Genomic DNA, 26,010 nt, shown 5'->3' on the forward strand with positions numbered 1-26,010 from the left:
TGTTATGCTTCTGCGAAGGCTACAGCCTCGTCCACATCTACCGCCACCATGCGCGAAACTCCCGGTTCCGCCATGGTAACACCGGTGAGGTGACTGGCCATTTCCATCGCTATTTTATTGTGGGTGATATAAATAAACTGCACTGTTTGTGACATTTCTGACACTAAGTTACAAAAGCGCCCTACATTTGCATCATCCAATGGTGCATCTACTTCATCCAGCAAACAAAATGGTGCCGGATTTAATCTGAAAATAGCAAACACCAATGATAAAGCGGTTAGTGCTTTTTCTCCACCGCTTAAGAGGTGAATCGTACTATTTTTCTTACCAGGGGGGCGAGCCATTATCGCCACCCCAGTTTCTAACAAATCGTCATCGGTAAGCGCAAGATACGCCGAACCGCCCCCAAACACTTTTGGGAATAACGTTTTAAGGTCTTCGTTAACCTGTTCAAAGGTGGTAGAAAAGCGCGTGCGGGTTTCTTTATCAATTTTCCGAATGGCCGACTGTAGCGTTTCCAAGGCTTCAGTAAGGTCGTTGTGCTGTGTATCTAAATGTGACTTTCTTTCCGACTGGGTTTCATATTCTTCAACCGCAGCTAAGTTCACAGCACCTAAGCGCTGCAAATTAGCCTGCGTTTTTTCAAGGTCTTCTTGCCAGCGCTTCTCTTCGGCATCTTCAGGTAAGGTTTCTAGAATGCTCTTCAGCGACTGCTGCGTTTCATCAAGCTGTTCTAAAATCGTATTCGCACGTACCCGATATCCTTCAATATCAATGTTGAGTTTATCGATGTTTGTCTGTCGCGTTTGAATATCTTTACCCAGAGCTTGATGCCCTTTTTCGGCTTCTCGCAACCACTGCTCTATATCTTCAAGACTACTTTGCTTAGTACTTTTCAGCTGTTCTAATTCCGATTTGTTTTCCAACAGCGACTGAAGCTCTGCTTCTTGAATTTCTTCAGGAGACGTCAACTGTGTAAGTTCTTTTTGTAATCTTTCTTTGTTTTTTATGTACTCTTCACGCTGCTGAAGGTTACGTGTAACCTGTTGACTATATAAATTTTGATGGTTCTCAAGTTGCTGCTTCTTAAGTGCAAGCTCATGATTTTGCGATGTTAATGCATCAACTAACGCGCGTAACTCTGATGTAGTTCGCTCATTTGCATCGCGCTTAGCGTTCACATCGTCAATGTGTACTTCGTGTTCAAGAATTTGTGCCTCTTGAAGCTCTAATTTTTCCGAAAGTTGGGCTAGTTGCTCTTCTTCTTTCGCTAACATTAACTCTTGCTTTGCTAACTCGTCATTAAGTTTGGCAGTGCGTGTTGACTGTTGCTCTTGCTGCATTTCAAGCAAAGAAAGTTTATTTTTAAGCTGTGCGCGCTGGTTTTCTTTTTCACCCAAGGCGCTCTGAATAGCCTGCTTTTGCGCTTCGCTCTGTTCAAGTGCCTGTTTGACGCGCTCTAGTGAATGCTCAATCTCATCTATAAGGCTTTCAGTTTCTTCAATGCTGTCTACCAGCCCCTTAATTTTGTTCGCCCGCTGCAAAGCACCGTCGCTTGCTTCGCCAGGTTTCACTACCCACTGTGAGCTTGCCCACAACCCTGAAGGCGAGATTGCGCTAGTAAACCCCTTGGCTATACCTTCAGGTTCTTCTTCTTTATCAAGAATGCTTACAAAAGCACTTTCAATCGTTTCCGCAAGTTCGTCATCATTGCTACAAAGGTAAATGTCATTAAAAAATGCGGGAACACGCTGTGTTGACGATTCATAAGTGCTAGATTCAGTTAATAGAGCGTGTGCTAGTGAACCCGATTTGGCAGTGCTTACAAACGCCTTATCGGTAAACACTTTAATGCCGCTTGGCAAATTATCTTGGTTTTGAAGCAATGCCTGTATGTCATGGCTTTTGGCAACAACGGGGTCTTTTGCGTGTTGTAAAATCGATTCTACACAAGGTGCAAGAGTTTGGTTAGAGCTAAACTGCTGCCACAGCTTTTCTATCCCGTTTAACGTTACGTCTTCATTATTTGAAGCATCTTGTTGAAGCGCTTCTAGCGCAGCTTTTGTGGACAGTGCAGTTTGTAACTGGCCCTGGGTATCACGGCGCTTCGCTTCTATAGCGTTGACTTCGCCTTGTTGCTGCGACACCTTTTGATTGGACTCTTGAAGTAATTGCTTAGCTTCGTCAATGTCTAAATCAAGTTCGCTACATTGCTCTTCTAAAAGTGTTATCTGACTGGCAAAATCTTCTTCATCTAGCTGTTTTAGCTCGTCTTGTAGTTCGCTGATACGCTGAGAAGTGCGTAACTGCATGCTCATAGTTGACTGAATTTGGCTATGGCATTGCTGAACATTCTGACGAAGTTGATTGTAGGTTTGTTCTTGCGCTCGCGCTTGTGCGTTAAATTCTCTTAGCGCTTGTTCAGCGTCTTCAAAACGCTCTTTGGCATGCGCTAACTCTGCTTCCTTAAGGGCAAATTCAGGCTCAATATTTTCAAGCGCCTCGTTTGATACCGCAAGCGCTTCCTGTGCCTCGTCAATAGAGTGGTTAAGCAATTCGTGTTGCTCGCTAATTCGTGCTAACTCTTGCTCTACCTGCCCTTTGCGTTGTTTTGCGTGCAGCGCATTTTGCTCTAGTCGTGTTATTGCGTTACTGGTAGTAAACAGCTGCTGCTGAAGATCATCTATCGTTTGTTTTGTTTCCAGCTGCTTGGTTTTGTACGACTCAAGCCCCGCTTCATCGCCCTGTAGTTGAGCCACTAAGTCGTCAACTTCTAACTGCAGTGCTTGCTGCTGTTTTTGCAGCGCTTCAATATGTTCACTATTTTTCAGAAAACGAAGGGCTGCTAACTGGCCTTTTAGCTCTCTGGCTTGTGCACGTAGCGTTTTGTAACGAGTAGCCGCGGCCGCCTGACGCTGTAATTTTTCGAGCTGCTTGCCCAATTCATCGCGCACATCATTCAAGCGTTCAAGGTTATCTTGCGTGTGCCTTATACGGTTTTCTGTCTCTCTACGGCGCTCTTTGTATTTTGAGATACCCGCGGCTTCTTCTATGAATACACGCAAGTCCTCTGGTTTTGACTCGATAAGCCGCGAGATCATACCTTGCTCAATGATGGCGTAAGAACGGGGGCCCAGCCCTGTTCCTAAAAATAGATCGGTGACATCACGCCGGCGACATTTAGTGCCGTTTAGAAAATAGGTAGAGGTGGCGTCCCGTGTAACTAAGCGTTTAACAGACAGCTCATTGTAGTTGGCAAATTCACCCGCTATCCGCCCTGCACTGTTGTCGAAAACAAGTTCAACGCTACATTGCCCCACTGGCTTACGAGACGAAGAGCCATTAAAAATCACGTCGGTCATTGCATCGCCGCGTAAGTTTTTGGCAGAACTTTCACCTAAAACCCAACGTACAGCATCAATGACATTCGACTTGCCGCAGCCGTTAGGACCTACGATGGCGGTCATTTCGCCGGGGAATGGAATAGTAGTTGGCTCAACAAAGGACTTGAAACCCGCGAGCTTAATCTTTTTAAGCCTCACACATCATCCCTCTTAAACACAAAGCTGCACGCGGTATCGCCTTGATATTAGCCAGAAACCAGCTAACCATCGGCTGAAATAGCAGTTGAAGTAGAAATGATGCAATCACACGGAAGATTCTTTTGTTATTATGCTTCGACTCTACCAAATCTAACAGCTTGTAACAATTACCATTTCACTGAGTTAGGCAGAGAATAGGCCAAGCGCGTATGATAGAGCAGATAGTTAACAAACACAGCGTTTCAAACGCGAAGGAGTACGAATGAGTTCAGGCGGTGTACATTATTTCTTTGAAGGCTTTTCGCTTATAAAAACCAAAGGATTAAAGCGTTTTGTTTTTGTACCCCTAACAATAAACTTAGTGCTTTTTTCTGTGGCTTTTTACTTCTTATTTGGCCAAATAGAAATGGGTATCGCTTATGTGATTGATCTTGTACCTGAATGGTTAGGCTGGATAAAAACAGCGATCAGCTTTTTCTTGTGGCCCCTAGCAGTCATCAGCGTATTGCTCATTTTCGCACTCATCTTTGGTACACTGGCAAACTGGATAGCTGCGCCGTTCAACGGTGTATTATCAGAAAAAGTAGAGCGTCACCTAACGGGTCAAGATTTAGGTGACGAGGGTGTAATGGCTTTAGTTAAAGACATTCCTAGAACTGTAGGCCGTGAACTTACCAAGCTCGTTTGGTATTTACCTCGCGCTATTGGTTTTTTGTTATTGTTCTTTTTCCTACCTATTATCGGGCAAGTCTTGTGGTTCTTATTTAACGCCTGGATGATGGCAATTCAGTACTGCGATTACCCATACGACAACCACAAGATAGATTTTACGCGCATGCGCCTGCACCTTGGCGAACACACAGGGAAAGCGATGACGTTTGGAATGATGGTGAATATATTCTCACTTATTCCCGTGGTTAACTTTATCGTTATGCCCGTAGCAATTTGTGGTGCAACGTCTATGTGGGTAAGAGAGCTTAAAGACACACTCGCCAAATAGTGGCGAGTGCATTGTTTTAGTAATGAGAGCTGCGGTTATTTGCCACCAGTAAACGCTTCGTATTCAGCTAACCAGTGTGCGGCTTCTTTTTGGTTGCCGCTATTGTGGAACGCCTGGAAAAAATTCATTGAAATAGGTCGCTGGGCATTTTGTTTTTCCAGCTGCTGCTGCCACAGTACCAAATATAAAGGCGGGATCACGCCGCTATCGTGATGTTCCATAAAGGTAATTCTGCGACTGGGCTTATAGCTGTTTTTCCCCAATACGGTGCACGTCTTGGCGCGTGCAATAATGGCTGCAGGATCTATCTCTAGCCAATTTTCAACCGTTTCGTGAGGTGCGTACCAATACTCAGAGTCTACGATTAGGTTTGGTGGTGCAAAATCGCTTATTCCATCTTCATCGCACAGCCTATTCGCCATGCCCTTGCCAATAGGATATTCGTCAGCGAAGCCTGCGAAGTGCGCTAGCTCATGAACAAACACTGAATAAGCGTCACTGATGTCTAAGTACATTACGCCGTTTTGAACATTTGCCTTACCCTGCTCTGCCACTACTACTGCATGACTAAATTTCTGCTTTTTCGCAATGCTTGCCAAAGGAGTAATACTACAGCCTAAGATCCCAGCGTTCTTATAATCCGGATCGCAGCTTAGTACATCGGGTTTAAGCCAAATAGGCGGGGCCAGGCAAATAGAAAGGTTCTGCAGGCGCTTGTCGTCATTGAATGAGTTATAAAGACTGTGAGCACGCATGATAGTAGCTAAACTGGTAGCAAAAGGCTGAATACGCTGAAGGCATTTCCCTTCATTCTCCCAGTTAAATGAAGGAGACTGCTTTAGTGCTTGCTGTATAGAATACGGCGTGTAGAGATTGATGGCCTCTAAGGCTTTTTCCGCTTGAAGATGCCCTTTCTTCGCGGCAAAGCTAAAATGCTCCTTAGCCTCAGAAAATTCCCCTTCGTCCCACAGAAGGCGAGCATACTTAAATGCACTTTGCATGTCTAAGGTTGCTGTTGCTGCGAGCAGTGGTTTCGCTAATTGTTGCTGCCCGTGTAGAAGATACCAATCGGCCAATGCGGCCTGTGCGGGTACGTAGTTTTGTGAAGCCGCGCGTACCAGCCACTTCTCACGTTTTTCTGGCGAATCGGTAGACATTGCAAACGCAAGCTGTGCTTCTGCGACCTCGCCGAGCGCCGCTAAGCGCATAAAGCGCTGTGACGCACCTTCTTCACCTAATATTTGGTACAGCAGCCATGCAGCGTCTGCGTTTTCAAGATTCACTAGCTTCTCTAGAAAATAGGTTGCAGTGGCTTCATCGATATAGTCAGTAGCAATGAAGCCTGCGTTATACGCACGCTCAAATTCACCGAGCAAGCGTGCCTGTGCATTTTCACTGCCCTGCTTTGCAGCTAGCCAAAGTAGCGCTAGTGCGTCATGCTTAAGGTGATAGTCAGAATAATCGAAACGTTCGGTAATATCCGAAGTTTGAGCGTCGGGAGAAGATTCTGTGCTGTCCTGTGCCATGCCGTCGGCAGTATTTGCTGAAGCAGAGCTCGCCTTTTCAGTTGGGTCGCTATCTGACACTAGGCTTGCCGGCGTAAGTACCTTGCTTGCATTAGCAATTAGTTGCGGGACATAGCGTCCGCTATCGCCCGCAACTATGAGCAGTGCGAACACTGCTAAAAATAAGCCTCGCATAACGCTTGCTGCTTACTCTTCGCTAACCAGATCGCTGCTAGCTAGTTCACGCAAACGGTTAAGTTCCATTCGTGCGTAGCGGTGTTCAACGTAATCAAATACATTGGTGCTTAATGCAAGCTTGAAGTAATTTGATGCAATACCGCTGTTGCCGCGCTGAGTATGAAATTTACCTAAGTAAAAATACGCTTCACACAACCTGTCTGTTAACGCTTTTTGGCTTTTCACACCGTCTAACAATGAGTTAAGTACATCGTTCTCATCAACAGTACCTAAAAACAAATCCACCAGCGTAGTAGCCCAGTGCTGGTTGTCCAGCGTTGGTCGAATAGAAGCCAAGTATTTTTGTCCTTCAAGCTCTGACACGTCGTGATGCGCAAAGTAGGCCCACAGAGCGCGAAATGGATCGCTGTCATCTTTTTCAAAAAAGCGGTTTAGATCGTTGGTCGCGAGTTCGGCGCGGCCACCGTAATAAAGCGCAATACCGCGATTTAGGAACGCGAAATCATACTCTGGGTTGATTTCCAGCGTGGAGTCGAATGCGTCGTAAGCCTGAATAAAGTCGTTCTGCTGAATATAGTGAATACCCATAGAATTATAGGCTTCAGCCAAATCTGGCTTTAAATTAATGGCTTGGGTGTAATCAAACTGCGCTAAGCCCGATAGGCCCACGCTGTCGTACAACATGCCTCGTTGAAAGTGCAGTTCAGCTTTGTCTTCATCTGATAACGCAGGGCTGGTAAGCACCTGATTGTAACGAGCAATAGCCATTTCGGAACGAGGATTAATGGGCGCAGGTTCGGCTAAAAGCAGGTTTCCCATTTGTGGTCTTTCTGAAACAGGTGGTGTTTGCGCACAACCGGTTAAAATAGCAGCGAATAGAGAAAAAAAGATGAGACTAACGTTTCTGCACATGGTAAAAAAGCATTCTATAAAAAAAGAAAAAACCGCCTGAGTATTAAGTATACGCTTGTTGCGGCGCTAATGCCGCCAACCTTCTCGCATTTGATGATAAAAGTAAAGTGTATTGGGTGGTTAACACAGGTAGCTATGAAGAAAAATAATTTAGAACAACTATCACAACTTGCTTTTGACGCACAGAAAAACTCACACTCACCTTATTCCAACTTCAAAGTTGGTGCTGCGGTGCTTACTCCAAGCGGCGAAACCTTCTCTGGTTGTAATGTAGAAAGTGCTGCTTTTCCATTAGGACAATGCGCTGAAGCCACAGCTATTGGCAATATGGTCACACAGGGACACAAACGTATTTCGCATATCGTTATTGCGAGCCCGAACGACGAGTTTTGCTTTCCGTGCGGTGGATGCAGACAGAAAATTGCTGAGTTCGCCCCGGATGAAACTCCCGTAACCATGGTAAGTCAAAACGGCGAGACATTCGAAACCACCATTGGTGAGTTACTTCCAAGTGCCTTTAGGGCGCACGATCTAGACAAATAAGTCATTCCTAAAATACTGTTCGTAATCGAGGCTCGAGCGAGTTTCACCGCCCTTACCTCGTTTACGAACGCATCCAGCTAAACGCCATATAAATCAGCACATCAACGGCTTACTCGACTGTTTAATTGAAAGTATTCTTCCTTGCGCATCAAAGGCGAGCGCCACATGCGTGCCAATATCGATATCCCCTTCTATGCGACCGTTAATATTTAATGATGCGATAAGGTTTTCAGAAACCACAACTTGCTGATTTTGGCAGCTCACCAAGAGCCAATACCCATTTTGCGCTGTAAGCGTGGCTGGCTCTAACGTAACTGCTCTAGCGACTAAATTGCTTTCAATATATTGTTGAGTATAGGCATTAAATCGCGCTTTATAATCAGTTCCGGCTTTACCAGCTAGAAGCTTATCTTCTCCTTCGAATCCGTGATATTGAACAATGTCTACACGGTGTGCTGCCGTCTGTAATGGCGACGAATGGTTACGTTGAAATGTTCCTATATTGTATACGCCCAACATTGCGACAATAGCAAATGCCACAGCCGTGAAACGTAGGGTTGAAGAAGCGAAGTACGCTCGAATATTAGCAGCCGTAGCAGCAAATACGCGTTTTATTCCACTATCACTTTCTATTGCCTTGTTGTACGCGAGAACCCTTTCACGAATTCGAGCATTAGCCTTTTCGCTCATTCCATCATTTTGCTTTTGTACCTGCTGGCTGCGTTTAAACGCATCTTGTAGCTCTTTATCTGATGTAGACATGATTACAGTTTCTCCAGCATGGTTTTAAGGCTGTCTTTGGCATAACGTATCCGGGTTTTAATCGTTTCTTTTTCAGCACTGCAAATAGTGGCGATTTCCGCTAATGAAAAACCTTCAAACTGTAGCGAAAGCGCCTCTTTCTGTTTGTAGGGTAACTGCTGAATACATGCCTTAAACACGTCTTTTTCTATCCCTTTTGCTACGTCATCCTCTACCGAAGACTGTGCATTTTTAAGTAACTCACTTAACGAAAACGATTCAACTGCCTCGTTGTTATATTCAAGCTTGGCGTTTTTTCTGAATTCATCAATAAGCGTTCGCCTACCAATAGTGAACAGCCAAGCCTGAAAATTATCGCCACTTTTAAATAAGTGACGATTTTCGATAACTTTAATCCAAGTGCGCTGACACAAATCTTCTGCAACAGTGCTATCACTTAACACCTTCAAAAAATAAAATAGCTTATGGCTGTGTAAGTCAAACAGCGCGGCTAACGATGCTTCATCACCTTTTGCGCTGTACCGCAGCATTAGCCTTTCGCTGACTCCCAGCACTTTTTCGCGCTTGCCTTGAAACAGGCTTTGCAAGCTTGCGCCTATACTCATAGGCAGTCCTTATTGTTCTAATTTGAAATCTAATACTACAACCATACCTGATTGACTAACAGGTTTACCGCCATTCAGCTTGGGTTTGTACTTCCATTTTTTAAGCGCTCTGCGCGCAGCTCTATCGAACACGCGCTTGGGCTCTGAATCTAGTACTGTAATATCAGACACTGAGCCACTAGCACTTATCGTAAACCCTAGCTTTACCCAGCCTTCAATACCGTCGCGACTGGCCTCAGGTGGATAAGTGGGGTCTACCCTAAATTGGGGTGTGGCTTGCATATCACCTTGCGCACTATTTAGGTTAATCGACAAATCTAACGCAGTATTAGGTATGTGCGTTTTTATCTCAAAGCCTCCTGGGCCTTCATTGGGCTCAGGGTCAATCTCAATAACTTTTTGAGGTGGCGTTTTAATTACCTGCTCAATTGGCACCATTGGTTTTTTAGTGATGGTTCGTTCGTCTTCAGGTTGGTAAATGATCGGCTCAAAGAACACCGGTGGGGCTTCGCTTATGTTTACTTTGTCTTGCTTAATGAGCTCTGCCATTAATACGAAAAGTCCTGCCGTAACGGTACATCCAGCAATAGCAATTGTGGCCGCGTTTAAAGCACGTTTAGCGAAAGGCGCTTTTTCAAACGGTAGTACACTTTGGTGTGTTAAGTGCTTTGGGTTGGCGTTTGGTAAAATTGTTGTTTGCATAATGTTCCCCCTTTTTTCACTAAACGGGGGAACTGATATAAAGGGGTGAATAAATGTGAACGTTTTTATTTAACGTTGACGTTTTACAATGAACGAAAGGTTAACTTTTATTTTGGTTACTCGGCTTTTCGCCTTCACGAGTAGGCTCTGCAGACGTCTGATTGGCGCGGTTTTCTTCTTGGCGTTTATTCAGTTTAGCAGCGGCCATAAATCCAATAAAAAATATGGCAAAAATAACAACGCCCACCCAAATCAATACATTAAAAAGAAAGTCCATATCATTCCCTAATCACAATTTCGTGAAATAACTTTAACATTTATTTGTTTGAGTAGGTTAATTAGATCACCACTGTAACTACGCCACCAGCTTAGTTATTCAGAAACTTCAACACCAATAGCCATAACAGACTGTCCGTCTTTGATGGCTGGCATTTGATTAACCATCATAGCCGTGCCATCAACGGGCGATTTAATGGTTTCAACGAGATTTCCAAAATAGTCCGTGACCGCACCTACATCCTGTCCTGTCTTTACTTTATCGCCTATCACCACAGAAGCTTTGAAGAACCCGTTTTTTGAGCTCTTTGGATATTTGATTGTTTCATAGATAACTGGCTCGGGGTGCTGCTTTGGCGTCTCTGGCAGCATTTTCAAAAAATACATGGCGTTTTTAGCCACATCTAGCGCTTCTGCTATTGATTCTTCATCTGTCTGTGCCAAATGCCCAATTTCAGTCGTCAGTCCCGGCTTTCCTCTCGTCATCGCTGTGTTAGGGTATGAAATTGAATTGTTGGGATCTCTTGGGCGGTCGCCATACATAACGATATGCTGCATGCCCGTGGCTTTGGCAAATTCAAATGTTAACGCATCAAGTTCTTCGTCGCCCACAAAAGGAGAATACACATGATTCAGCAACGTTTGGTTTGCGCTACCAGAATGCATGTCGATCAAAAAATCTGTTTTGCCAATAAACTCTCTGGTTAGCAGCTCCGCAATCTGTTCTGTTGGTGTGCCATCAACGCTCCCTGGGAATTCCCGATTTAGGTTTTTCTCATCTTTAGGGTTCAACGCGATTCTATTTGCGTGAAACCCATCTAAGTTTGCCAAGTGCAACACAACCAACACACCGCTCATCTCTTTAGGATCAATGCTTTGCTGTAGTTGCTGCAACGCATACATAGATGGAAACTCATCGCCATGAATACCAGCGGTAAGCAACAATACAGGACCGTCACTTTTTCCGTTAACAACCGTCACTGGCAAAGTTATGTTGTTTTCTTTAGCAAGATATGACGTTTTCTGCCCCGTTTTTGTTGTCACCCCCATTAATTCATAGGGCGCATTTGCACTAACATTGAGGCTAAACGCACAGCATAGGGAAACAACAATGGAGGCAAGAGGATTTTTCTTAAATAGCATAGCTGACAACTCATGAGAAAATAGCGCACTAGTAAGCCAGAACGTTCCAACTTAATCAATAAAGAGTATTTTAAAACACCTTTGCAAAAAAATACCCGCTATAAAGCGGGTATTCTCGATTGGTAAATTAGCTTGCTCGCGCGGGCTCCAGTTCGGGGTGCGTGTTCTCTACGTGATGCTTCTCTCGTACAGGTTTTACAAGTAAGTTAGCAATAAATGCCAATACCAATAAGCCAGCCATTGCATACATAGTGGTATTGTAGAGCGTAGAGGTTGGGTCTACCGTTCCGGCTGGCGCAATTTCCAGCAAGCGTGCAACCGTTACCGTTTTTGCTTCTACCAATTTTTGCAAGTCAGTCATTGGCGCACCGAACTTACTTGCAAACGCGGCAGGGTCGACTTTTGCCGCTAAATCGGCAATTGCATTCTCTACTGACATATTGCGCAAATAAGTAATAGCGAATGGCCCTAATACGCCGGCAGTAGACCATGCTGTTAGCAATCGGCCGTGAATGCCGCCTACATGTAAGGTACCAAACAAATCTGCCAAGTATGCAGGAATAGTTGCAAAGCCACCGCCATACATTGTGAAAATTATCATTGTTGCAATGTAGAACCCAATTAACGCGGTGGTGTTCCCCATTCCAGCCCAGAATGGGATAGACAAGTAAAGCAGCGTACCTATTACGAAAAAGCAGTGGTAGGTATTCTTTCTGCCAATGTAGTCAGACGTAGAAGCCCAGAAGAAACGCCCTACCATGTTAAATACCGAGATCATCAATACATAGGTACCCGCAAAACCTGCGGTAACAATGGCTAAGTTTCCAAAGATCTCATTGATCATGGTCTTGGCTACACCAATAACGCCAATACCCGCGGTGACATTGAAACATAATACTATCCAAAGCAACCAAAATTGAGGTGTTTTAAGGGCTTGATCAATATGGACGTGATTTTTCGATACCATTCCTTTCGATGATGCTTCAGGTTTAGGCTGCCAACCTTCTGGTTTCCACCCCTCTTTCGGTACGCGATACTGGAAAGACGCAAACATCATTACAATAAAATAAGCGATACCAAGGGTAAGGAAAGTCGATGCCGCACCAGTTTCGCCCGTACCAACGACATAAACACCGGCTTCGCCACCGAACGAGGCCGCTTGATTTGCAGAGGCAATAACCACTTCTACTTTTCCTGCTGCCGTCTCTGCAAAACGACGCCCTTCTTCGGTAACCAGCGCAACCATGTTTTCTGCACCTAAGTATTCTGGCGCTCTTTGAAAGGTTTCAAGCAGTGCACTAATAAGCGGAGCGCCTATCATTGCACCTCCACCAAAACCCATAATTGCGAGGCCTGTCGCCATACCTCGTCGATCGGGAAACCACCGTATGAGTGTTGAGACCGGTGATACATAACCGAGCCCAAGCCCGAAGCCGCCGAGTACGCCGTAGCCCAAGTACAGCAGCCAAAGTTGATGGGTAGAGATACCTATCGAACCAACAATAAAACCACCGCCCCACAAGAAAGCCGCAACCACGCCTACAAAACGAGGCCCTACTTTCTCTAGCCATTTACCCGCAAATGCGGCAGCTAAACCAAGGCAAACAATAGCCACTGAGAAGATCCAAACAACCGAAGATAAACTCCAATCGTTAGCAGAAGACGCAACAACGCCCAAGTCTCGAGTTAGCGGCGTGTTGAAAACTGACCACGCATAAACAGACCCGATACAAAGGTGGATTGCGATAGATGCTGGCGGAACCCGCCAGCGGTTATAGCCATCTGGTGCGACAATGTTTTCTTTGCGTAAGAAAGCAAGCGCCCCCGTTCCTGAAGTTGACATACATTTTTCCCCTACATGTATTGTGCGCGTTTCTATGCCGCTTTATTACTGGGGGTGTATGGCTCCCATTATTGTATTAAATCAAAGGTATAGAAACGAAGATGTGTACGTAAGCCAGCGTTATCCTGACCTTTTGTTATACTTAAGTATAACGACACTGTCGCGCAACTTAATTTTTACTTAACGTTTACATATAGAGTAAGACTTTAGTCTTATAAAGACAGTTGCTCTACCTTTGTGGCAGAGCAACAAGCGAAATGGATACTACTATTTTGCGGGTTGTAAATCTGAATCTTCTGCAGTTTCTGCTTTTTCCACGTCACCTTCAATCTGTGCTTTTTGCATGTTAGAGATGTTGTTAATCAATAACCAAGTAACTATGGCTAGTGGAATGGATAGGACCTCAGAAACCTGCGAAACCAGATTAACATTCATTATTTCGGAGATTTCTTGTGCCCTTCTGGACATACGAAAAACGACCTGTCCAACCACACTGTTGGCGATCCAGAAAAACCACCATATGCCTAAAATAGGGCCTGCTTTTTCTAACTGCCAATTGTTAGGGTTTTGGCTGGCTTGCCAAATCTCTTTCATCGCTTGATAAGGTTTCCATAACGACACAATAGGAATGAAATAGAAACCTATCGACCAAGCAGGTGTAAACGTCATATCTTTAGCGCCTAAATAACGCGCATTTTGGTTTGACTGATAAATCCATTTAAGAATTAAGATGCCGGAAATGATAAACACCGCCAAATACGAAAAAGCAATTATCTGCTGCCTTTTGTCATTGGACTCAGCGTCTGCAACGGCCATTTCTTGATTGAAATAAACGCCATTTTGAAAATCTGTTAGAAGTTGATACTCCATTAAGTTGGAACCAATGGCTATAAGCGCTAAAGCCACCTGTACGTACAATAAATACTTTATCCACGTAGTGAGGCGACCAGGCTCCTTAAATTCTACGTTATTTTCCGACATCTCCATTTACCTCTTTCCCCTTACTACTGCGTAAGCGTTATCTTTTGTTAATTGTTATCTGTATTGAGTTAGTTACTGGTTTATTTACTGCCTAGGTGAACTAAGCTTTATTAGCTAATAGTTCCTGTAGCGCTTTCGGCAGTATCGCTTGCGCACTCTTTGTTATGCGAGCCTCATTCTTTTGCCACCAAATTCCCGAATATACGACGCCTAAACCGATCGCTGATAGCGCTACAGGGAAAAGCCAACTATCTTCAAAAACGGTAGAAGCAAGATGACCTAAATATAAACAGCATCCCAAAGCACCAAATATGACAAAGACACGTCGAACCAACAGAGCACCAGCGCCAATCATGGCAAGGTTTATACAGAAATAGACAAATTTAGACAGTTCGCTGTCTGAATCTTGGCTGGTAAGGCCGCCCCAAAACGCTAAAACACCGAAAAGATAAAGCCAAAACGCGTAATCTGCTGTGTTTCGTGCTCTGATGTCCACCCAGAACGCCAATAGCGTCATCAACGCGCCAAAGTACATCGACACAAGTGCTCGGAATTGCCACGTGTAGCTGTTCCATAAGTCCTCATGGTCAATAACGAGCATCACAGCGTCCATACTGATATACCAGAGCGTTACCGCAATCGGCATTATTAAGAACGGGTATTTATATCGCCATGCTACGACAAGTCCAGTTACTAGCGTTCCAAGTTCCATATATAACCATAGCCATTTAATGCGGTGGTGAAACTGGCGAAAAACCGTATTGTCGTCGGGCCATAGCCCTAGCCATTGCTCCGCACCGTAGATAGCAATTGGCGTTAAACAAACTACGAACGTGGCACAGATCCCTGCTGGTATTATTAAATGCTTACGCGCAAAGGAATTGGCAAGCTTTGAGCCCACGCCAGCATAAAGCATAGAGATAAACACGATGCCGGCACCACCAAATTGCTCCCAGCCTAAATTCATAAATAGAGTCATGGCGCCAATTGCAATAAGGCCACCTAAGTAGTACAGAATATGGGTGAAGGTAAAAGAGGGAGTATGCTGATTTTCTTCTTGAAAGAAATTGTACAGAGCAATGCCCTGTTGCTCGGAGATGATATTGTTAGCTACTGCTTTTTGAATACTGGCTTTAGATACTTCCATGTACTTCTCTAAATAAGCTTGAAGAGCTGAAGATTATTACTTTACTTTGTTATGGGTAAAAAGCCAGCCTAATAGAAGTTACTCGCTTCCTTTCTCGATATCTAGTTCCGCTCTATCGATTAGCGTAAAATAGTCTTCATCAGCGTAAAGCTTTAAAAAGATAGACATTGTGATGCTTGTCATGTCATTTGCCGCCTCTTTAAACCCAGTATTAACGTGAAGATCAAAGCCCGTTGGCGATGCAGAATCCATGAACTCTTGAAGTTCAGTGAATTCTTTTATTGCGTCGGCACTTAACCCTAAAATATACTCAGTTCGCGCTGGCGTTTTACTCAGCCATCCTGACTCGGCCGGCAGTGTTTTTTCTGAAATAACCTCAAGATTATACTTAAAACTTCTTTCTTGCTCTGAGGAGCTAACACCCAAAGTAAGCCAGGTGCTTTCTGGCTTTATTTCGGCAGGCTTGTCTAAGTGAATCTTCGTAAGTAAATGATTGGGGTCAAGTTCAACAAATTTCTCCTCATCAAATGAGCGAAACTCAAGCATTGTTGCAATAGGTATATTGGCGCAACTAACTACAAGCAAAGTTAATGAAACAACCAGTAATTTTTTGATACTTAACAACAGCGGCTTCCCTTCATTGGTTATTACAAGACATGTTCTAGCCATTCTATACAGCTTTCGTCGTTTCTTTTGCAAAAGCTTTTTCAGATTTATTCCACGTTAAGTGACCAAAAGCGAGCCCCGCAATGGGAAAGATGATCATCGCAATGGCGAGTTTCCCCCAGACATTTTCGGAAGGCTCGATAAACGCCATAAGTAATGACCATAATAAACCGGTAGAGACTCCCCAGCCTAAAACGCCATAAACTAGAACGAAGCGCTGCTTTCCTTTTTCTCTTATGCTCGCCCACTTTTCTAATTTCATCGCAGATATCCTTTTTCAATACTAAGCAATCATCGCAAGACAGACAAAAACCACCACAAAGCTTAGAAAACCAACAGCAACGGTCCTTCCCTCATCACGACCTGCTCTTGGGTACTTGCCGAAGGTTAGCAATTTAATCACCACATGGCCCGTGCCCTTCAAAACGAATTCCATAAAAGCGTCTATGATAGTCCACTTTATTACTCGAAGTATAAAGCGGCCCAGCGGTTCAAATACTTCTTCCATAACCTTTACGCTCTTTAAACTAAAACCTGTTCTATAAAAAGCAACAACCACATTGCAAGAACGGCAACGAAGTTGATAGTAAACACCAAACCACGCAATCTAATATTGTCTGTAAATATTTGTACAAGACTATGCAGCACCCTGCCAATAACAAATACCCACGCAAGGGAGACTTGTGAATTGCTAATTGGCTCACCTAAGGTAATTAGCAAGGCGCAAACAGCGTGAAAAAATAACGGCCATTCAAACTGATTGCTCAGATTCGCACTTACTTTAGGCTGTATATCAGCAAACGGGTTTGAACCATCTTTGTTTTTCCCTACTCCCCATACCGAAGGCGCGCGAGCTAGCGTGAGAAATACGTAGAGCAATGCACAAAGAAAAATGTGCATAAACATAGGGGTTATTAAATTAGACATCTTGGCTTAATTATCTCGTTGTTATCAAATTTCGTCAGCTATCAACGCTTGCTCGTTGGGGTAATCAACTATGAGTCTTAAGTACTGAAGCGCTGAACCTCCTAGTGCGCCATCAATGCGCCTATCCATCATCGAAGACATAAATTGGTGGAAACTGCTGTCTGGTCTTCTTGTGAACCAAACTGGGCCAACGGTTTTATTGCCAATTTTTATATACGGAATACGAATCATGGGTTGATGAGAAAAATCACAGGCATCCTCAATCACTAACCATTCCGGGTGAGACTTAACCCATTCATCGAATATTGAAGCGACAATGAAAGAAGTCGCAACCTGACCACCTTTTAGCCCTCCTTTTTCCATCGCTTCTGTCGATGGCCATGCCGAAGCACCTGAATCTAATAACATCGGAATCCTTGTGTCATTAACTGAGATGTCGATACTTGGAAAAGCCATTGTATAGCTTCCATCCATGCCCTTTTGAAATCCCAAAGGAACCGTCGAAAACTCAGTTGATGTAGGAGTTTCATCTAGCACTTCTATTTTTTTCTCAGAGTAATTAAAATCTATTATTTTTTCAGCATGCCACCGTCCGCCTAGCGTTCCGTCGCTTTTCGTGGTCGAGCTAAATTCTTCGGATGGTACTACTTGTAATTTTCCAGCCCACCAATTATTCAATCCCGCCAAGGGAATTGACGCTTCTGGATCAAACGGAGGCATATCGGTAACCTCAATAACCCCATTTTCAGATTCTTTTTGACTTATCTCCCAACCATATTTTTCGCTAAGCTCCCGTGAGATCGCATTCCAACCACCACCAGTATCAGTAAAAAATGTCAGGGTAGTTCCGTCCGCGAGCTTAGGTTTTAGGTAAATTAAGTTATTCTTAAATTCGCTGGATAATTCTTTAGAAAAACAAATAAAAGGGATTGATAAGATCAAAAACGATACTAAATGCTTCTTCATTGGCCTTCCTTTGGCGTTGTTTTTTATTTTTTCTTGGGCAAAAAAGTAAATTCTTCTAGAACAACATAATGTCTTTGAACGCAATATTTAACATCAATAAAACAACCGAAGCGGTTCCTAAGGCCTTTTGCATATTAAGTAATTTAATTTCGGGTTGGGGTCTAGATTTAAAAGCCTCAGTAGTATAACTCACAACCTCTTTCAGACCTTATTCATTAAGTAACAAGATATTATTGATGTTATTTAGCACCTTGTATCTGCTTGACACTGCTTATAAACACTTCTGGCGAGTCAACGCCCAAATATATCGTATGCTTACCATTAATTGGTGCATACAGTTTTATGCCTACATTCGGTACGCCGGAATAGTTGAAACGTTTGACACCAGAAGCACGCCCTACAAACCTTGAGTGAGCCTCGATTTTATCTATGTTAGATACGGGAATATGAAGTGATGGATATAGCCCATAACGAACTATTATTTTGTTTCTATCAATCGAAATTGGGCGCTTAGCTACCGCTTTATACTCAGCAAAGAAAAACACTAATCCGAATAACGTAAGTCCGGTTACAACATTTGCTGCAGAACTAGACCAGGTAAAATGGAGCACTAGATGCATAAGCGGAAGTTCCATAATCATTAATGCTATAAAGCCGAGAAGATTACTTTGAGCACCGTCTTTTTTGTCGTAGTAGAAATGCTGAGTTCCGTTATAGGCTCTACTTTTTATATGCGACGAAAAGAAAGCAAAAGCCCACATACGACTTTCGAATTGAAGTAAGTTAGAAAAAACTGAGCGTCCGAAGACTCTCTCTATGGGTTTCTGAAGTGCTACATCCGGATCTTCATTTTTCGCGAGTAAAGCTTTAAATGCCAACAAGACAGTGATGAATGTTGAAAATTCCAACAGAAGAATGGTTGCCAAAACCACGTAACGACCACCTTCAAGGTAATGGAAAATTACTTTATTCTGTTCTGGGATTATTACACTGCCAATAAAGATAGCGGTACAACACAAAATTGCTGCTTTCAAACTCGCTTTTTGCTTATTTTTTTCAACGAAAAGACATAACACCGGTAAAACTATTAAGGCGTCGAGCATAAAGAGCCACTCAAAATTCGCCGCGCCCATATTATTTATTTCGCTAGGTGACGAATAATATATCCCCCACCCCACAGAAATAAGAAGCAAATAAAGGAGAGGAACTTGATTTGTAATTTTTGAAATCATTTATAATTCCTTAGTTAGGCGGTTATTTACTTTGCTCATGTTTCCAAAATTAAACACGCCCCAATTTATAGAGACGCCTCACCAAGCTCACTATCTATTCGTTTTCTGCTTTTCTTAGTATTTTAAAAATTCGGCTAATTGTGATTTCAGACAAGTTCCATTCGTAACCGTCAAAGTCAGTGGTATTGATAAATTGGACGACCACGGTATCGAGGTCTTTGTCATATTCTGCAAGGCTCTGGTAACCGATAACCAAGCCTCCATGTCCGAACACATAAGGGTAAAGTTCCGCTTCGCCTTCATTGAAAATAGCGCCGTTGTTTAGCGCTCGTAAGAACTTACCCACATCTTCTGCTGTCGCTAGCATACCGTAGTCGCGCGCCTTAACATCTTCCTTGTAACCAACGTAATAGCCGCTCATCACGTCGTCCATATTAACTTCGCTCAATGAAAAATAGGTGTTGCTCAATTCAGGCGGAAGCAAAACGTTTTGCTTAAGGTACTCGTGGTGACTGTACCCCAAAACCTTATCCATAATCTTGCGAAGCAACAGATAGTTCGTGTTGGAGTACTCATACCCATCACCTGGCTCAAAACTCGCCGGAAGATCTAGCGCAAAGTCGAGCGCTCGCTTGCTGTTTTCCGGTTCGTTTTCCCAGTAGGCAGCATTATCAGTAAAGTTAGGGATTCCTGACTTATGCTGCACCATCATTTTAAGCGTTATTTTTTCTGAATGCTCAATTCTGTCTTTGAGTTCGGGTAAATGATCAACGAGTAAATCGTCTAGGGATAGTCGCTGTTCTCGCGCCATTTTGGTGATAGCCACAGCAATGTACAACTTACTGATACTGGCAATTTTAAATAAAGAGTCGGGGGCAGCGGGTATTTTGTTATCTCTATCTTTCCAGCCTGCTGTGTAAAAAGCTGGAGGTTTTCCCGCCTGATCCACGTAAACAATCATGCCGTCAAAGCCATGGCTAATTGCCTCATCAACTTGTTCTTGTACTGTGTGTGGCAAAGGTAGGATCCAGGCTTTAACCAATATCCACGGAACGAAAAACAAGGAAACAATAGTACTGACTAGCAGAAGAAGCCTGATAATGGCTGTTCTTCGGTTCTTCGTCATTTTACCCTGCCCTTAAAGATCATCTTGTAACACTATCATTAGGTGTACGCCAACTTATTGCAACCGAAAATACAATTGTTACCTAAACGGCTATCGAAAATGAAACTTACTCATGGTACTTTCGAATTACAGCAATCTTACCGTTCTCTATTTCTAGTACTTCCATCATTACTTGACTGTATTCAATAGGCTGGTTGTTTTGCGGATGCACGCCCTTGGCATAATTCTTATACCTGATAGCAATAGCAGAATGATTAAATGTAAAAACATCTAACAGCTCAGCACTGTATTCTGTATGTGCGCCTAAATAGAACGTCATGCCCTCTCTCATTTGCTCCTTACCGTCAGGTAATCGCGTATCGTCTATCACCCATGGCAAATGTGAATGACCAACATCATCCGCGAGCAAATTTAAGTGATTTTCAAGCTCAACTTTTGTCGCGCCAGGGGCCTGAGTAGCAACCATTGTGTCGAAGTACTGTTGGGCAAGCTGCTTAAGATCTAATTTAATATCTTCAGCCGATACCGTAGCTGACACTAGAAGTGATAATGCAAGAAGTAGATTTTTTTCACTAGAAACTCCGTTTCACCTATTTCATATATTAACGAATTTGCCTAACTTGTCTCGGTTGGGACATTTTGCGTAATCATCTTTTTATGACCATGGTAGCTATCATAAAACTGCTTATGTGCCGCATAAGAAAATGTATCGTTTCTTTCTGAATATTGCCCAATCCAGTAAATAAGCATTGCTAAGTTGTCATCTTGGGCTTGCTTTGTTTTGTATTTATGGGGCTCCCAAGGTCTCGCCTTTGCGTTTGAAATGCAGGTTTCAATGGATAAGTTCATAAATATAATTTCAGTAGACTGCTGTTCTACAGTTTTTAGTAAGTCTGTATAGCAGCCTTCAATTACCCATTTGTCGTTAGAAGAAATAAAAGCCTTTATCTCTTCTTCAGACTCATCAATAGGCTTTCGCTCAGGAGTGCTAGTAGGTTTCCACGCTAATGTATCTAGATCTAAATGAGCCAAACCTTGTGTTTTGCATAAATGCTGTGCCAGCGTAGATTTTCCAGAACCAGAGTTTCCAAATATTAGAATTTTTGCCAAAACCACCCTCCTTAAATCAACTAATAAAATGCTGAACTAACAATGCGTTTTAAAGGACCTGTAACAGTCCACCGAAACGTAGCCAGAAACTACCAAAAGGCCATTAAAAGTGCACTAGCGCTTAAAGTTTTAACTGTGAAGAACCCCAACCGCGTTAACTTGTTAAGTGCGATGTAAATAATTATTAAGCTCATCGACTAACTCGAGTGCTTCGCTTTTCGTTAAGTAAGGTACTTTTATCGTTCTGGCCCAAAAGAAACTTTTACCTGTTTTAAAACTCACTTCTGAAAAAGGCATAGCCAATAACGTGTTATCGTTTCGGTTTGGGATGGGAGTTAAAAACTCTACGTCTCGATACAATGTTTCACTGTCTGGCGCTTTAACCTCACCTTTCACTTTTGCAGCAGCTATCAAGCCACACCATTTGTGGGAAAATAAAACAATGTCGCCTATATGAACATGGTGAACAAACCTTTTGGCGTCTCCAGACGACTATTATCCATCATCGACCAAATAGAGTCCTCATTCCAACTGCGATTTGTATCAAATAATACACCTTTTACATCACTTGGGTTTTTGTGCTTATCATAGGGAAGCGCAAAGAACTCAAAGTACTTTTCGCCAGCAAGTTCATAAATTCTATAGGGCAAGAAATCGATGGATATACCACTTTTCTTCCAGTAGTCGACGGAAGATATTAATGAGTCATCCGCTGCACTGCCGATAACTAATAAGTGCTGTTTATTATTAATTTCTTTAGGCTCTAATTGGTGCTTAAGACTAAAAGCCTCTCTGTGTGCTTCAACTAGCGACATGTCGCCTTTGCTATATTCTTTGAACTTATTTTCTAATTTTTGATAGCTCCATTGACCAGCATCTTGCGCATATCTCAGCGCTTGATGAACAGCATCTTTCCCGGCAGATGCACGCTTTAGCTCGAATATAACTAATTCGCCACTTTCATTCAGTGCATATATGTCAGCTTCTGCCTGCTATTGTCGTTCTTGAAACACCGGCATCAATCTAGCGTCTTCAAATAAGACGTCTAAAATACTGTTCGCAATTAAGTTTTCTAGATCTTTCTCTAATTTTCCAAAGCTAGAAAAGTCTTTGAACTCTACGGGTTCCAACTTTTCAAATACTTCTGCTTGTTCTTCTATTTTGTAGAGCATGCTTTGCATTCCTTTAAGTGAATAACAGGTAACAGCTTTGATACAGCCTTTTGCGGCTGCATCAAAGCTGCGATGTTAATTGACTTGTTGTATCTTACTTAACAGCCACTTGATAACTTCAGTTTTACCTACAGGAGAGTAGCGACTTAAATGAGGTAGGCCTTTATGCTTCATTACTACTATAGAGAACGCTTCCTGGTTCCTCTAGATATTCAGAAAGCGCTTGTTTAGCAATAATAGGTATCTCATTTTTGGTCATTTTTGCCTCGAAAAAAAATAGAAAAGTTTAAGCAGTACAAAAAAGCTATCGCAGCACGTTCTTCTTCGCTCCAACTAACTAGTCACACGGTTATCGTATGTCTTTATATTCAATTTTAGTTGCTGCGAATATGTTTTGAGTTTTGCCGCGTTGCCACTTGGTATTAAAGACAAGACGAACGTGTCTGATCCATCGTCAATGCCAATAATTTCTAACCCCATGCTTTTTGCACAGGTTGAGAATAAAAAGCCAGATTCACTAGATTCTAAGTAGTAAGATATATTGAACTGAGTTTGCATCATATCGTCCGCCAGCTGGCTCGATATGCTGCAAGTAGAAAGTGCATTTTTAGATAAATCGTTTAATAAATCGAAGACATGTTGCGCATCCTCTCTCCAATCTACAATCACTACACGGTTGATGCTTTTTAGACCTTCTATAATTACAAATGTAAGGTCAAATGAATTTTCAAAGGCTCCATCAAATCCGCTTTCTTCTAGTCCGTCTTTGTGTTTTAGTTTGTATGCATTCTTATCAGAAAGGTAAAGTTTAACGTCATTTACAACGGTTTGATTTCCATTGCCGATTATCTTCGCTAATGCAATTTCTGGGGAGTGGTTTTTCGGCTGATTTTCATTACAGCCTATAACAACAAGAGCAGTTATAACTATCAGTAATCTCTTCATCATTCCTTGATTCCAACTTGGTTTTATCCACTACAGTGGGCTTCCATATATAGCGGATACCGACGTAAAAATAACGAGTTAGACAGACCCATAATGTAGACCCTTTTAGACAAAGATGCCTGTCTCATTTTGTCCTGTGTCTTGCTTAGTCCTCGCTGGCACAACAGAGCCAGCGTTTAGTTTCTAGAATTCAAAGACTTTCAGATTATTGACGAGAACAAGTAGTTTTAGAGCCCCCATTTTTAGTTAATAAAACCCTTTCATCCAACTGTATGATTTCTGAACCCGTGGCGGTTCCAATAAAGGCTTCTTTCAATTGTTGAGGAAATTGTTCAGGTGGTAAATTGCGTCCATCTACAATAAAACGGGTAATAGTAAGCTTAGTAAATGACTCAAGTAATTCGTTTTTATTGAGCTCCCAAGTGCCTTGAGCTATAACATCGAATTCAACCTCTGTACCCGACTCTTTCATACTCATTTCAAGCATCACGTTTGAGCTGCCATTACTTACATACTCCACACTCCCCGTGAACTTGACGCCATCGTCTTGTCCATTACATTCCCAATGGCCTTTTAATAATTCCTGCTGACTTTTCGAGCAGCCTGCTAACATAATTAAACAAGCCATAAAAAAAGCGTTAGTCTTGCAAAGTGTCATAGTAATATCCTTTTATTGGTGTTCTGACAGATCAGTAATAATTATGGCAGCTTAAAAAGACTTTATTGAATTTTTTTGGCGCAAGAGAGTGAGTACAACAACGTAAGCAAGACAGACATAATTCGAAAACACCCAAACTGTCCCTTCGTACACTTTCTTTAATCTAAATATCCATCCAAACTGCTAATCGAGTTAATCAGAGTCGGACAGTCGCAATGCCTAAAGCCCGAAAGTCTCAAATTAGTTTATCGGATACGCCCTATTACCACTGTGTTTCCCGCTGCGTTCGTCGTGCTTTCCTATGTGGCGAGGAAAACGGTAGAAGCTTTGAGCATCGTCGCCAATGGGTAGAAGACCGTATTCATATTTTAAGTGAGGTTTTTGCCATCGATGTATGCGCTTATGCGGTAATGAGTAATCATACGCATCTGGTATTACACGTAAACAAAGAGAAAGCAGACGCACTGAGTACAGAAGACGTGATTCAACGTTGGCATAAACTGTACAAAGGCACATTAATCTCACAGCGCTACTTATCACCAGATTTACGTAAAGAATTACATGAAACCCAAATTAAAACGGTTGAGTTAACGGCTGAAGTATGGCGTAAAAGGCTATTCGATATCAGTTGGTTTATGCGTGCACTGAATGAATACATTGCCAGGGCCGCAAATAAAGAGGACGACTGTACTGGTCATTTTTGGGAAGGACGGTTTAAGTCACAAGCGCTATTAGATGAGTCAGCCCTTGCCGCCTGTATGGCTTATGTTGATTTAAACCCAATACGAGCAAAGATGGCCAAAACTCCTGAAACATCAGACCATACCAGTATTAAATACCGTATTAACGCAGCCAGGCTGGGCAAAACACCTAAAAGACTTATGCCTTTTGTAGGCAATCCAAGACAAGAGATGCCACACGGTTTACCTTTTACTCTTCCAGACTACTTACAGCTTGTAGATATAACCAGCCGATATATTCACCCAAACAAGCGTGGCAAGGTTCAACATAACCTACCCCCTATTTTAGAGCGTCTCAATATTGAACACGAACATTGGATAACATTAACCACGCAATTTGAAACCTGCTTTAAGCACGCCGCCGGCAAAGTAATTCACCTAGAGCAATACGCGCAGAATCAACATCAGCAACGGGTTCAGTGCCGACACAGTGCGATGCGATTACTCGGTTAATTTTGCAGTTTAATTGAGAGTAAGACCGGCACTATATGTATACATCTCTACATAACAATTCCGGGCTTGTTAAGAACCTATTTTTTGCAATGCGCATCCCTATGCGTATACTTAATATGTAGAACAATTTGGAGTGATAGCATGCAAGATTTATATGACATCCATGCCCCAAAAAAAGCGACTAATTTAAGCTTAAACAGCGATTTATTGCAAAAAGCTAGAGACTTAAAAGTTAACCTGTCTGCAACCTTAGAACAGGCACTTAAAGACAAGTTGAAAAGTGTTGAAGATGAAAGGTGGAAAAAAGAAAACAAAGCTGCCATAGCTGCGTACAACGAGTTTGTTGCTGAGAACGGCAGTATAGGTGATGAGTACAGGAACTTCTAATGGCACAGTTTGATGTTTACAGAAACCCAAGCTCAAAAACTAATAAAGCTTACCCCTTTCTTGTAGATGTTCAAAACTCTGTAATTGACCAATTAGCAACAAGGTTAGTTGTACCGCTGACAAAGAATACGACTAGAAATAATCTTTATATGAAAAATCTTACGCCGGAGATAGAATTCGAAGGCGAGACATACCTATTCCTGACTCAACAACTGAGTTCCATACCCGAAGATGTGCTACAGGACTGCACCGGTTCTTTAGCGCAATCCCGCGAATTGCTAATAGATGCAATAGACTTTGCTATTACTGGAATATAGCCTTTCTATAAGAGATTCTGACAGGTGGGCATAACGACGTAATGTCGCTAGAAAAGTAAAGCGATGAGCTAGTACGAGACTGTAACTAATTTTGTGTAACTGCCTATCTCAATTTACTCTATAGAGAGTTAAGGATAGGCAGATGAACATGA

The 26,010-nt window shown here is 42.7% G+C and carries 30 protein-coding genes; 5 read left to right on the plus strand and 25 right to left on the minus strand.

Features of this window, described 5'->3' with window-relative positions; all coding sequences use genetic code 11:
* Positions 1-2: 2 nt before the first annotated feature.
* Positions 3-3,542, minus strand: coding sequence for a chromosome segregation protein SMC (gene smc / locus WA381_RS12110; protein ID WP_156086409.1), 3,540 nt, complete (start codon positions 3,540-3,542; stop codon positions 3-5).
* 262 nt (positions 3,543-3,804) lie between these two features.
* On the opposite strand from smc, the gene cysZ reads away from it, so the two are divergent.
* A complete protein-coding gene (cysZ, locus tag WA381_RS12115; RefSeq protein WP_156086408.1) occupies positions 3,805-4,542 on the plus strand; it encodes a sulfate transporter CysZ in 738 nt (245 codons plus the stop codon).
* Between the two features lie 35 nt (positions 4,543-4,577).
* Here cysZ and WA381_RS12120 read toward each other — a convergent pair whose 3' ends face one another.
* A complete protein-coding gene (locus WA381_RS12120; protein ID WP_156086407.1) occupies positions 4,578-6,242 on the minus strand; it encodes a sel1 repeat family protein in 1,665 nt (554 codons plus the stop codon).
* A 12-nt stretch (positions 6,243-6,254) separates the two neighbouring features.
* A complete protein-coding gene (nlpI, locus tag WA381_RS12125) occupies positions 6,255-7,157 on the minus strand; it encodes a lipoprotein NlpI (RefSeq protein ID WP_014949420.1) in 903 nt (300 codons plus the stop codon).
* Positions 7,158-7,292: 135 nt separating this feature from the next.
* Between nlpI and cdd the strand changes: the two genes are divergently transcribed.
* Complete coding sequence (cdd, locus tag WA381_RS12130; RefSeq protein ID WP_319633853.1) at positions 7,293-7,700, plus strand: cytidine deaminase; 408 nt, start codon at positions 7,293-7,295, stop codon at positions 7,698-7,700.
* Positions 7,701-7,793: 93 nt separating this feature from the next.
* On the opposite strand, the gene WA381_RS12135 is transcribed toward cdd, so the two are convergent.
* The 22 genes from WA381_RS12135 to WA381_RS12240 form a co-directional block, all read right to left on the minus strand.
* Positions 7,794-8,462 (minus strand): hypothetical protein, encoded by a 669-nt coding sequence (locus tag WA381_RS12135; protein WP_156086405.1) that lies wholly within the window; start codon positions 8,460-8,462, stop codon positions 7,794-7,796.
* 2 nt (positions 8,463-8,464) lie between these two features.
* On the minus strand, positions 8,465-9,067 hold the full coding sequence (locus tag WA381_RS12140; RefSeq protein WP_156086404.1) for an RNA polymerase sigma factor: 603 nt from the start codon (positions 9,065-9,067) through the stop codon (positions 8,465-8,467).
* Between the two features lie 9 nt (positions 9,068-9,076).
* Positions 9,077-9,769 carry an energy transducer TonB gene (locus WA381_RS12145; protein WP_014949416.1) on the minus strand — a complete coding sequence of 231 codons (693 nt, stop codon included), beginning with the start codon at positions 9,767-9,769 and terminating at the stop codon, positions 9,077-9,079.
* A gap of 100 nt (positions 9,770-9,869) precedes the next feature.
* Positions 9,870-10,046 (minus strand): hypothetical protein, encoded by a 177-nt coding sequence (locus WA381_RS12150; protein WP_014979255.1) that lies wholly within the window; start codon positions 10,044-10,046, stop codon positions 9,870-9,872.
* A 95-nt stretch (positions 10,047-10,141) separates the two neighbouring features.
* On the minus strand, positions 10,142-11,188 hold the full coding sequence (locus WA381_RS12155; RefSeq protein WP_231506473.1) for a succinylglutamate desuccinylase/aspartoacylase family protein: 1,047 nt from the start codon (positions 11,186-11,188) through the stop codon (positions 10,142-10,144).
* Between the two features lie 127 nt (positions 11,189-11,315).
* Positions 11,316-13,031: an OFA family MFS transporter gene (locus tag WA381_RS12160; RefSeq protein WP_156086403.1), complete on the minus strand. Its 1,716-nt coding sequence runs from the start codon at positions 13,029-13,031 to the stop codon at positions 11,316-11,318.
* 267 nt (positions 13,032-13,298) lie between these two features.
* Positions 13,299-14,018, minus strand: coding sequence for a DUF4328 domain-containing protein (locus tag WA381_RS12165; RefSeq protein WP_014949412.1), 720 nt, complete (start codon positions 14,016-14,018; stop codon positions 13,299-13,301).
* A 94-nt stretch (positions 14,019-14,112) separates the two neighbouring features.
* Positions 14,113-15,159: a DUF2157 domain-containing protein gene (locus tag WA381_RS12170; RefSeq protein WP_156086402.1), complete on the minus strand. Its 1,047-nt coding sequence runs from the start codon at positions 15,157-15,159 to the stop codon at positions 14,113-14,115.
* 78 nt (positions 15,160-15,237) lie between these two features.
* The gene (locus WA381_RS12175; protein ID WP_231506472.1) at positions 15,238-15,828 is read right to left on the minus strand and encodes a hypothetical protein; all 591 of its coding nucleotides are present in this window, start codon (positions 15,826-15,828) and stop codon (positions 15,238-15,240) included.
* 1 nt (position 15,829) lies between these two features.
* On the minus strand, positions 15,830-16,087 hold the full coding sequence (locus WA381_RS12180; protein WP_156086401.1) for a hypothetical protein: 258 nt from the start codon (positions 16,085-16,087) through the stop codon (positions 15,830-15,832).
* Between the two features lie 21 nt (positions 16,088-16,108).
* Positions 16,109-16,333, minus strand: a complete 225-nt coding sequence (locus WA381_RS12185) for a hypothetical protein (RefSeq protein ID WP_156086400.1) — start codon at positions 16,331-16,333, stop codon at positions 16,109-16,111.
* A 14-nt stretch (positions 16,334-16,347) separates the two neighbouring features.
* Positions 16,348-16,752 (minus strand): MAPEG family protein, encoded by a 405-nt coding sequence (locus WA381_RS12190; RefSeq protein ID WP_156086399.1) that lies wholly within the window; start codon positions 16,750-16,752, stop codon positions 16,348-16,350.
* A 24-nt stretch (positions 16,753-16,776) separates the two neighbouring features.
* A complete protein-coding gene (locus tag WA381_RS12195) occupies positions 16,777-17,718 on the minus strand; it encodes a hypothetical protein (protein WP_156086398.1) in 942 nt (313 codons plus the stop codon).
* 239 nt (positions 17,719-17,957) lie between these two features.
* On the minus strand, positions 17,958-18,950 hold the full coding sequence (locus WA381_RS12200; protein ID WP_156086397.1) for a hypothetical protein: 993 nt from the start codon (positions 18,948-18,950) through the stop codon (positions 17,958-17,960).
* A 94-nt stretch (positions 18,951-19,044) separates the two neighbouring features.
* A complete protein-coding gene (locus WA381_RS12205) occupies positions 19,045-20,076 on the minus strand; it encodes a serine hydrolase domain-containing protein (protein ID WP_061485830.1) in 1,032 nt (343 codons plus the stop codon).
* A gap of 106 nt (positions 20,077-20,182) precedes the next feature.
* Positions 20,183-20,614 (minus strand): hypothetical protein, encoded by a 432-nt coding sequence (locus WA381_RS12210; protein ID WP_061485829.1) that lies wholly within the window; start codon positions 20,612-20,614, stop codon positions 20,183-20,185.
* A 77-nt stretch (positions 20,615-20,691) separates the two neighbouring features.
* Positions 20,692-21,186: an AAA family ATPase gene (locus tag WA381_RS12215; protein ID WP_156086396.1), complete on the minus strand. Its 495-nt coding sequence runs from the start codon at positions 21,184-21,186 to the stop codon at positions 20,692-20,694.
* Between the two features lie 162 nt (positions 21,187-21,348).
* A complete protein-coding gene (locus WA381_RS12220; protein WP_231506471.1) occupies positions 21,349-21,600 on the minus strand; it encodes a hypothetical protein in 252 nt (83 codons plus the stop codon).
* Between the two features lie 35 nt (positions 21,601-21,635).
* Complete coding sequence (locus WA381_RS12225) at positions 21,636-22,001, minus strand: hypothetical protein (protein ID WP_231506469.1); 366 nt, start codon at positions 21,999-22,001, stop codon at positions 21,636-21,638.
* 177 nt (positions 22,002-22,178) lie between these two features.
* Complete coding sequence (locus WA381_RS12230; protein ID WP_231506468.1) at positions 22,179-22,358, minus strand: hypothetical protein; 180 nt, start codon at positions 22,356-22,358, stop codon at positions 22,179-22,181.
* Positions 22,359-22,691: 333 nt separating this feature from the next.
* Positions 22,692-23,306: a DUF6630 family protein gene (locus WA381_RS12235; RefSeq protein ID WP_231506467.1), complete on the minus strand. Its 615-nt coding sequence runs from the start codon at positions 23,304-23,306 to the stop codon at positions 22,692-22,694.
* Between the two features lie 202 nt (positions 23,307-23,508).
* Entirely contained in the window at positions 23,509-23,961 is a 453-nt protein-coding gene (locus WA381_RS12240) for a hypothetical protein (RefSeq protein ID WP_156086395.1), read from the minus strand.
* A gap of 215 nt (positions 23,962-24,176) precedes the next feature.
* Between WA381_RS12240 and WA381_RS12245 the strand changes: the two genes are divergently transcribed.
* The 3 genes from WA381_RS12245 (at position 24,177) to WA381_RS12255 (ending at position 25,858) form a co-directional block, all read left to right on the plus strand.
* Complete coding sequence (locus WA381_RS12245; protein WP_156086394.1) at positions 24,177-25,154, plus strand: transposase; 978 nt, start codon at positions 24,177-24,179, stop codon at positions 25,152-25,154.
* A gap of 141 nt (positions 25,155-25,295) precedes the next feature.
* Positions 25,296-25,541 carry a type II toxin-antitoxin system CcdA family antitoxin gene (locus tag WA381_RS12250; protein ID WP_156086393.1) on the plus strand — a complete coding sequence of 82 codons (246 nt, stop codon included), beginning with the start codon at positions 25,296-25,298 and terminating at the stop codon, positions 25,539-25,541.
* Positions 25,541-25,858: a CcdB family protein gene (locus WA381_RS12255; RefSeq protein WP_156086392.1), complete on the plus strand. Its 318-nt coding sequence runs from the start codon at positions 25,541-25,543 to the stop codon at positions 25,856-25,858. The genes WA381_RS12250 and WA381_RS12255 overlap by 1 nt, the downstream gene beginning before the upstream one ends.
* Positions 25,859-26,010: the final 152 nt, after the last annotated feature.

The organism is Alteromonas sp. CH_MED4-4 (assembly GCF_037029575.1).
GTDB lineage: Bacteria > Pseudomonadota > Gammaproteobacteria > Enterobacterales > Alteromonadaceae > Alteromonas > Alteromonas macleodii.

Bases quoted from the DNA above. Each gene is read 5' to 3' on its own strand.
- WA381_RS12225 (WP_231506469.1), bottom strand. From the start codon at position 22,001: ATGTCGCTAGTTGAAGCACACAGAGAGGCTTTTAGTCTTAAGCACCAA.
- WA381_RS12170 (WP_156086402.1), bottom strand. From the start codon at position 15,159: ATGGAAGTATCTAAAGCCAGTATTCAAAAAGCAGTAGCTAACAATATC.
- WA381_RS12150 (WP_014979255.1), bottom strand. From the start codon at position 10,046: ATGGACTTTCTTTTTAATGTATTGATTTGGGTGGGCGTTGTTATTTTT.
- cdd (WP_319633853.1), top strand. From the start codon at position 7,293: ATGAAGAAAAATAATTTAGAACAACTATCACAACTTGCTTTTGACGCA.
- nlpI (WP_014949420.1), bottom strand. From the start codon at position 7,157: ATGTGCAGAAACGTTAGTCTCATCTTTTTTTCTCTATTCGCTGCTATT.
- WA381_RS12250 (WP_156086393.1), top strand. From the start codon at position 25,296: ATGCAAGATTTATATGACATCCATGCCCCAAAAAAAGCGACTAATTTA.
- WA381_RS12120 (WP_156086407.1), bottom strand. From the start codon at position 6,242: ATGCGAGGCTTATTTTTAGCAGTGTTCGCACTGCTCATAGTTGCGGGC.
- WA381_RS12195 (WP_156086398.1), bottom strand. From the start codon at position 17,718: ATGAAGAAGCATTTAGTATCGTTTTTGATCTTATCAATCCCTTTTATT.
- WA381_RS12165 (WP_014949412.1), bottom strand. From the start codon at position 14,018: ATGGAGATGTCGGAAAATAACGTAGAATTTAAGGAGCCTGGTCGCCTC.
- WA381_RS12185 (WP_156086400.1), bottom strand. From the start codon at position 16,333: ATGGAAGAAGTATTTGAACCGCTGGGCCGCTTTATACTTCGAGTAATA.
- WA381_RS12240 (WP_156086395.1), bottom strand. From the start codon at position 23,961: ATGACACTTTGCAAGACTAACGCTTTTTTTATGGCTTGTTTAATTATG.
- WA381_RS12145 (WP_014949416.1), bottom strand. From the start codon at position 9,769: ATGCAAACAACAATTTTACCAAACGCCAACCCAAAGCACTTAACACAC.
- WA381_RS12140 (WP_156086404.1), bottom strand. From the start codon at position 9,067: ATGAGTATAGGCGCAAGCTTGCAAAGCCTGTTTCAAGGCAAGCGCGAA.
- WA381_RS12160 (WP_156086403.1), bottom strand. From the start codon at position 13,031: ATGTCAACTTCAGGAACGGGGGCGCTTGCTTTCTTACGCAAAGAAAAC.
- WA381_RS12155 (WP_231506473.1), bottom strand. From the start codon at position 11,188: ATGCTATTTAAGAAAAATCCTCTTGCCTCCATTGTTGTTTCCCTATGC.
- cysZ (WP_156086408.1), top strand. From the start codon at position 3,805: ATGAGTTCAGGCGGTGTACATTATTTCTTTGAAGGCTTTTCGCTTATA.
- WA381_RS12255 (WP_156086392.1), top strand. From the start codon at position 25,541: ATGGCACAGTTTGATGTTTACAGAAACCCAAGCTCAAAAACTAATAAA.
- WA381_RS12180 (WP_156086401.1), bottom strand. From the start codon at position 16,087: ATGAAATTAGAAAAGTGGGCGAGCATAAGAGAAAAAGGAAAGCAGCGC.
- WA381_RS12205 (WP_061485830.1), bottom strand. From the start codon at position 20,076: ATGACGAAGAACCGAAGAACAGCCATTATCAGGCTTCTTCTGCTAGTC.
- WA381_RS12245 (WP_156086394.1), top strand. From the start codon at position 24,177: ATGCCTAAAGCCCGAAAGTCTCAAATTAGTTTATCGGATACGCCCTAT.
- WA381_RS12230 (WP_231506468.1), bottom strand. From the start codon at position 22,358: ATGCTCTACAAAATAGAAGAACAAGCAGAAGTATTTGAAAAGTTGGAA.
- WA381_RS12200 (WP_156086397.1), bottom strand. From the start codon at position 18,950: ATGATTTCAAAAATTACAAATCAAGTTCCTCTCCTTTATTTGCTTCTT.
- WA381_RS12175 (WP_231506472.1), bottom strand. From the start codon at position 15,828: ATGGCTAGAACATGTCTTGTAATAACCAATGAAGGGAAGCCGCTGTTG.
- WA381_RS12235 (WP_231506467.1), bottom strand. From the start codon at position 23,306: ATGATGAAGAGATTACTGATAGTTATAACTGCTCTTGTTGTTATAGGC.
- WA381_RS12190 (WP_156086399.1), bottom strand. From the start codon at position 16,752: ATGTCTAATTTAATAACCCCTATGTTTATGCACATTTTTCTTTGTGCA.
- WA381_RS12135 (WP_156086405.1), bottom strand. From the start codon at position 8,462: ATGTCTACATCAGATAAAGAGCTACAAGATGCGTTTAAACGCAGCCAG.